Below are 7,304 nucleotides of genomic sequence, written 5' to 3' on the forward strand. Positions count from 1 at the left end.
CCCCCGGGGCCAGGCCCGGGTCGTTGCCCTCCTTGAGCATCGTCGCCAGGCCGTTGGCGAGGAAGGGGTCGATCTTCGCCGCCGAGCGCCGGCGGTCGGGGTCGCCCTTGTCGACGAACCGGGCCCAGTCGATCGGCCAGTTCGACGGGAGTACCTCGCCGGGAGGCGCACCGGTGGGCACGAGGCCTCCGCCCCCGGTGAACTCGAACAGCTGCACCAGGCTCCCGAACGCGGCCCGTGGCGGTGCGGCCGGCGGGGCGACCTTCCCGAAGTTGAGGTTGAAGTCGTAGCCGCCCCGCACCATCGAGTGCCCGAAACGGAAGGCCGCGACCGCGAACTCGAGCGGCATCGCGATCTTGCGGCGGGGCCGGAACAGCAGGGAGGGCTCCACGAGCACCTCGTCGAGCACCCCCGGCTTGGTCAGCGTGCGCAGGTAGTCGTGGACGACCAGCCACTGGTAGTGGTGCTGCGTGAGCTGCTGGGCGCGGTCGAAGACCGCCCGCTCGTCCACCGTGAGCCACGGCTCGGTGCGGCGGACCCACTCGACGACGGCGTTGTGGAACCGGATGAACCCGAGGTGGAGCTGCGCCACGACGAGGTTCTCGTCGTTGCGCCCGTCCGGGATCTTCGCCGACCCGGGGGCGGGTCGGTCGTCCTCGGGGACGTCGAGGTCGGCGATCTCCTCGGACGAGAACCGCGGCAGGTCGCGCTGCGGGTCGTCGCCCGGGGGCACCAGCTCGAACCCCGGGATCGGGGTCGTCGCCACGCGGCCGAGCGCGAGCTTGGTCGGGTCGGTCGTGGCGTACGCGGCCTCGCTGCGGGTGGTCCTCCGTCCGGGCTCCCCCGGGAACCGCGGTCCGCTGCCGTACAGGCTGTCGAGGTTGAGGAACGGGTGCCGGCCGTTGTGCAGGCTGCGGACCACGACCTCGGGCGGGAACGCCGTGAACGGGTCGGACACGATGTCGCCCAGCACCAGGTCGCCGGGTCGCGGCCGCTCCCCCGCCTCCGGCGGGCCGTCGGGCCCGTTGGTGTTGAGGGTGATGTCGTGGTCGATGAACTGACCCCAGTAGGTGTAGATCGCGGGCACCGTGGAGTCCAGGGCCGGGTTCGGCGGACCTGCCGGCTCGATCATCCCCGCGCCGAGCTTCTTCAGCGCCGCGACGACCGCGTCCACGGTCGGTCCACCGATCGGCCCCTCGGGCGGGTCGTCGCCGACCGGCAGGTGCGCGGCGGGGAAGCGCCCGCGCAGGCCGCGGAAGAGGTAGTCGAACGACGTCGTCGCCTCGAAGCGGTCCTCGACGATGTCGCGCAGGACGGCGAGCTCCGTCTCGTGCAGCAGGGGTGCGGGCGACGACCCCGGGTCGGGGTCGGGTCGCGGACGGGGTCGAGGGCGCGGGCGGACCTGGCCGCCGTGGCGCACGCTGCGCACCGTCCGGCCGACCGGGTCCGAGTGGAGGTCGTGCCCGGGCTCGGGCGCTTCCTGCTCGATGGTCTGCTGAGCCGCCATGGCTCTGCCCCTCTCGGGAGAAGCGGGCGCCGGGCGCCGCCCGACGCGGGGCGAGTCCCGGGCCGCCGCCGCTCAGGGAGGGAGACGGCCCGGGACAGCGCGCTGCGACGCGGCCACCGCAGTGGATCAGGGAGTGCGGTGGCACGCCGCGACGGGTCCGCGGTACCACCGCGGCCCACGGACCGGGCACGCCCGCTCCGTCACGCCAGGAGAGAGGGCCGCCGCCCGCGACCGTGACCGGTCGCGCGAGCTTTCACCCGCTCCCGCGTCGCGGGAGGCGTCAGCGCAGGATCTCGGCGCAGAATCTCAGCGCAGGATGTCGCGCGCCCGCGCGACGTCGGCGTGCATCTGCTCGATGAGCGGCTCGATGCCGTCGAACCGCAGCGTGGGACGGAGCCGCTCCACGAGCTCCAGCACGACCGTCTCCCCGTACAGGTCCAGGTCGTCGCGGTCGAGCACGTAGGCCTCGACGCGACGCTCCACGCCGTCGAACGTGGGGTTGGTGCCCACGGAGATGGCCGCGGGCAGGTCGGCGTCGGGGTTGCCCGGGTCCTCCTGCGCGAGCCGCGGGCGCAGCAGACGGCCCGCGTACACGCCGTCGGCGGGGACCATGCCCTCGGCGTGCCCGAGGTTCGCCGTCGGGAAGCCGAGCTCCCGCCCGCGCGCGTCCCCGTGCACCACGGTGCCGCGCACGCGGTGGGGCCGGCCGAGCACCTCGGCCGCCTGGGCCACGTCGCCCTCCGCCAGCAGCGCCCGCGCGGCCGACGACGACCAGCGCTCGCGCGCCCCGGCGCTGCCGGGCGCGCACTCGCCGACGTCGTCCACGGCCACGACCTCGAAGCCGTGGGTACCGCCGAGCTCCACCATCGTGGCCAGCGTGCCGGCGTTGCCCTTGCCGAACCGGACGTCGTGCCCGACGACGACGGAGCGCGCGCCCAGCCCGTCCACCAGGTACCGGGTGACGAACTCCTCCGGCGTCTGCGCGGCGAGATCGAGCGTGTACGGCACGACCAGCACGGCGTCGAGGCCCGCACGGGCCAGGAGGTCGAGCCGGTCGCGCAGCCCCGTCAGCAGCTCGGGCGCCGTCTCCGGACGGTGCACCTGGGCCGGGTGCGGGTCGAAGGTGAGCGCCACCGCGAGGCGGTCGTCGGCGCGGGCCAGGTCCACGAGACGCCCCAGCACGGCCTGGTGGCCGCGGTGGACGCCGTCGAAGTTGCCGATCGTGACGACCGACGGGCCGAAGCCGTCGGGGACCTGGTCCAGGTCCGTGAACACCTGCACGCGTCGCGCTCCGTCTCGTCGAGGTCGGCTGCCGGCGCCCCCTGCGGGCACCGACCGTCAAGAATAGACCGACGATCCCGCCCCGGACGGACGCGCGCCTCGCTCATCGCGGCAGCGCCGCCGCGGCGGCGCCACCCTGCCTCCGGAGTTCCTCCCGGGACACCGGGCGAGATCGGCCGGTGGTCCCCGCCCGGGGCGGGCGCCACCCTGCTGCGCGCCCTGGCGTACTTCCCGTCGGCGGACGCCGCGCCCGCGTGGCTCGCCCTCGGCCTTGGGCCGCGGCGGGGATGCTCCTGTCGCTGGTGGGCCACCTGCGCACCGCCGGCGGCGTCGAGCCCGACGCCGAGGCCGCGCGGGTCGCGGCGTGCGCTCAGCCGCCGGCCGGGGCGAGCACGAGGACGGGCTTCGCCAGCGCCTCGCCCCGGCGACGGGTGTCCTCCAGCAGCGCGACGAGCGCGCCGTCCGGGCCGATCGCGGCGACCGTGCCGCGCTCCCCGCTCGCCGGCACCCACTGGCCGTAGCCGAGGGCGCGAGCCTCGTCGGCCGTCAGCTCCCGGACCGGGAACGTCGCGCGGGCGGCCTCCGCGAGCGGCAGCGTCGCGAGCACGCCGTCGGCGTCCGCCTGGGCCTCGAGCTCGTCGAGCGTGCGCGCCGCGGCGAGCTCGTAGCCGCCCACCCTCGTGCGGCGCAGCGCCGTGAGGTGGCCACCCGTCCCGAGCGCGGCGCCCAGGTCGCGGGCCAGCGCGCGGACGTACGTCCCCGAGGACACGACCACGGTCACGTCGACGTCGAGCACCGCCACGCCGTCGTCCGTCGTCGCGGGGCGGGTGCCGAGCACGTCGAAGCGGCTCACGGTGACCGGGCGGGCCTCGAGGACGACGTCCTCCCCCGCCCGGGCGCGCGCGTAGGCACGCTTGCCGTCCACCTTGATCGCGCTCACCGTGGTGGGCACCTGCCGGATGTCCCCCGTGAGGACGGCCGCCTCGCGCGCCAGGTCCGCGCCGTCGACGCCGCCGCCGACCCCGAGGGCCTCGACGACCTCGCCCTCCGCGTCGTCGGTCGTGGTGGCGACACCGAGGCGGATCGTCGCGTCGTACGCCTTGTCCGCGCCGACCACGTAGGTGAGCAGCTTGGTGGCCCGCCCGACCCCGACGACGAGCACGCCCGTCGCCATCGGGTCGAGGGTGCCCGCGTGCCCGACCTTGCGCGTCCCCGCCAGCCGGCGGCACCGCCCGACGACGTCGTGGCTGGTCCAGCCCGCCGGCTTGTCGACGACGAGGAACCCGTCAGGAGCGGTCGGGCGGCGGGGCGGGCGCTCCCCCTGGCCGCTCACTCGTCCTCGTCGTCCTCGCGCGGCTTGCGGTACGGGTCCTCCTCGCCGGCGAAGCCCTTGCCCTCACGCAGGGCGGCGAGCTCGGCGTCCCGGCGCTGCGCCTCGATGAGCGCGGCGTCCAGGTGCGCGGCGTTCTCCGGCATCGAGTCCAGGAAGAACTCGATGGTCGGGGTGAGGCGCACGCCGGTCTGCTTGCCGACCTCCGAGCGGATCATCCCCTTGGCGCTCTCCAGCGCCGCGGCGGTGCCCGCCCGCTCCTCGTCCGTGCCGAAGACCGTGTAGAACACCGAGGCGTTCTGCAGGTCGCCCGTCACGCGCACGTCGGTCACGGTGACGAAGCCGAGACGCGGGTCCTTGATCCGCGTGTCGAGCAGCTGCGCGACGATCTCCTTGATGCGGTCCGCGAGCTTGCGGGCGCGCGGGTTCTCGGGCCTGTCGCCCTTGGGACCGGGCATGGGTGTCTCCCTCTCTCGACGCCGACGGCGCCCCGCCCTGCCCTGCTCCTGTCGAAGCGGGGCGGGTCGGGACGCCGTCGGACTGTACCTTGCGGCGCGACCGTCAGGCGCGCGGCTTCTCGCGCATCTCGAAGGTCTCGATGATGTCACCCTCGGTGACGTCGTTGAACGACCCCAGGCCGATACCGCACTCGAAGCCCTCGCGGACCTCGGTGACGTCGTCCTTCTCGCGACGCAGCGACTCGATCGTGAGGTCGTCCCCGACGATCTTGCCGTTGCGCAGGACGCGCGCCTTCGTGTTGCGGCGGATGGTGCCCGACCGGACGATCGAGCCCGCGATGTTGCCGAACTTCGAGGAGCGGAAGACCTGGCGGATCTCCGCCGTGCCCAGCTGGGCCTCCTCGTACTCCGGCTTGAGCATCCCCTTGAGGGCCGCCTCGACGTCGTCGATCGCCTGGTAGATGACCGAGTAGAACTTGACCTCGACGCCCTCGCGGTCCGCGAGGTCCTCGACGCGCTCGCCGAACTTCACGTTGAAGCCGATGATGACCGCGTTGTCGACCGTGGCCAGGTTGACGTCGTTCTGCGTGATCGCACCCACACCGCGGTGGATGACGCGCAGCTCGACCTCGTCGCCGACGTCGATCTTGAGCAGTGCGTCCTCCAGAGCCTCCACGGCACCGGAGACGTCGCCCTTGAGGACCAGGTTGAGGGTCTCGACCTTGCCCTGCTGGAGCGCCTGCGTGAAGTCCTCGAGGCTGATGCGCTTGCGGCGCTTGGCCAGGAGGGCGGCACGCTCGGCGGCCTCGCGCTTCTCGGCGATCTGGCGGGCCGTGCGCTCGTCCGGCGCCACCAGGAAGGTGTCGCCGGCGCTCGGCACCGACGCGAGACCGAGCACCAGGACCGGCCGGGCCGGGCCCGCCTCGGTCACGGCCTCGCCGTGCTCGTCGAACATGGCGCGCACGCGGCCGTGGGCCGTGCCCGCGACGATCGCGTCACCGACGTGCAGGGTGCCCGACTGGACGAGGACGGTCGCGACGGCGCCGCGGCCCTTGTCGAGGTTGGCCTCGATGGCCACGCCTCGGGCGTCCTTGTCCGGGTTCGCCCGCAGGTCCAGCGAGGCGTCCGCCGTGAGCAGCACGGCCTCGAGGAGCTGGTCGATGCCCTGGTTCTGCTTCGCGGAGACGTCGACGAACATCGTCTCACCGCCGTACTCCTCGGCCACCAGGTTGTACTCGGTGAGCTGCTGGCGGATCTTGTCGGGGTTCGCCCCCTCCTTGTCCACCTTGTTCACCGCGACCACGATCGGCACGTTGGCCGCCTGGGCGTGGTTCAGCGCCTCCACCGTCTGCGGCATGACGCCGTCGTCGGCGGCGACCACGAGGATCGCGATGTCCGTCACCTGGGCACCACGGGCACGCATGGCGGTGAACGCCTCGTGGCCCGGGGTGTCGATGAAGGTGATCGGGCGGTCGACGCCCTCGTGCTCACGACGCACCTGGTACGCACCGATGTGCTGGGTGATGCCGCCGGCCTCGCCGGAGACGACGTCGGTCTGGCGGATCGCGTCGAGAAGACGCGTCTTGCCGTGGTCGACGTGACCCATGACGGTGACGACCGGCGGACGCGGCATGAGCTCGTCGTCCGACTCGCCCTCGAGCTCTGCGTCGAGGTCGATGTCGAAGGCCCCGAGCAGCTCGCGGTCCTCCTCCTCGGCCGACACCATCTCGATGACGTAGCCGAGCTCGGAGGCCAGCGTGCCGAACGTGTCCTCGTCCAGCGACTGCGTCGCGGTCGCCATCTCACCGAGGTGGAACAGCACCGTGACCAGGCTCGCGGGGTTCGCGTCGATCTTGTCGGCGAAGTCGTTCAGCGACGAGCCGTGGCGCAGGCGGACGACGGTCGAACCGTTGCCGCGGGGCACCTGCACGCCGCCGAGCGACGGCGCCTGCATCTGCTCGAACTCCTGCCGCTTCGCGCGCTTCGACTTCCGCCCGCGGACCGGACGGCCGCCTGCGCGGCCGAACGCACCCTGCGTGGAACCGCGACCGGCACCGCCGCGACCGCCGGGACGGCCGCCGAAGCCGCCGCCACCGCCGGGGCGGAAGCCGCCGCCGCCACCGCCGCCGGGGCCGCCACCGCGACCGCCGCCACGACCGCCGCCCGCGGGCGCCGGGCGCTCGCCGGGACGCGGCATCGAGGTCTTGCCCGGCATCATGCCGGGGTTGGGGCGCGGGCCGCCGGGACGAGGCGCCGCGGGACGCGGGCCGCCGGGGCGGGGACCGCCCGGACGGGGACCGCCGGGACGCTCGCCCGAACGCTCGGGCGCGGCCTCGCCGCGGTCCGGGCGCTGGCCGGGGCGCGGCATGCCCTGGCTCGACGCGAACGGGTTGTTGCCCGGGCGCGGGCCACCGGCGCCGCCGGGGCGCTGCCCCTGGCGCGGCATGCCCTGGCTGGACGCGAACGGGTTGTTGCCGGGGCGCGGTGCGCGGCCGCCCTTGCCGTCACGACCACCGTCACGGCCGCCGTCGCGCTGCTCGCGCGCGGCCGGCGCCGGCTTCGGCGCCGCGGGACGCGGACCGGGGGTCGGCGCGCCGGGACGGTTGGCGGGCTTGGCCGGGGCCTCCGGCGTCGCCGCAGCGGGGGTCGCGGCCGCCGCCGGGGCGGCGGGCGCCTCGGCCTCGGGCGCGGGGGTCGGCTTCTGCGCGACGGGCTTGGGGGCGGGCTT

5 protein-coding genes are annotated in these 7,304 nt (G+C 74.7%); all 5 read right to left on the reverse strand.

All coding sequences use genetic code 11. From position 1 onward, the window contains the following. Positions 1-1,507, reverse strand: a 1,507-nt coding sequence (locus ACFWEK_RS16470) for a peroxidase family protein (protein ID WP_430554731.1), incomplete at its 3' end; no start/stop codon positions are given. 306 nt (positions 1,508-1,813) lie between these two features. Next, positions 1,814-2,788 (reverse strand): bifunctional riboflavin kinase/FAD synthetase, encoded by a 975-nt coding sequence (locus ACFWEK_RS16475; protein ID WP_430554732.1) that lies wholly within the window; start codon positions 2,786-2,788, stop codon positions 1,814-1,816. A 370-nt stretch (positions 2,789-3,158) separates the two neighbouring features. Beyond that, positions 3,159-4,121: a tRNA pseudouridine(55) synthase TruB gene (gene truB / locus ACFWEK_RS16480; protein WP_430554733.1), complete on the reverse strand. Its 963-nt coding sequence runs from the start codon at positions 4,119-4,121 to the stop codon at positions 3,159-3,161. Continuing rightward, positions 4,118-4,576, reverse strand: a complete 459-nt coding sequence (gene rbfA, locus ACFWEK_RS16485) for a 30S ribosome-binding factor RbfA (protein ID WP_430547082.1) — start codon at positions 4,574-4,576, stop codon at positions 4,118-4,120. Before rbfA ends, truB begins: the two co-directional genes overlap by 4 nt. A gap of 103 nt (positions 4,577-4,679) precedes the next feature. Continuing rightward, on the reverse strand, positions 4,680-7,304 hold a 2,625-nt coding region (gene infB, locus ACFWEK_RS16490), incomplete at its 5' end, for a translation initiation factor IF-2 (protein ID WP_430554734.1).

The sequence above is a fragment of the Isoptericola sp. NPDC060257 genome (assembly GCF_042726645.1).
Classification (GTDB): Bacteria; Actinomycetota; Actinomycetes; order Actinomycetales; family Cellulomonadaceae; genus Isoptericola; species Isoptericola nanjingensis.

What these genes read in the sequence shown, in the direction of transcription:
- rbfA (WP_430547082.1), bottom strand. Translation starts at nt 4,576, where the DNA reads ATGCCCGGTCCCAAGGGCGACAGGCCCGAGAACCCGCGCGCCCGCAAG.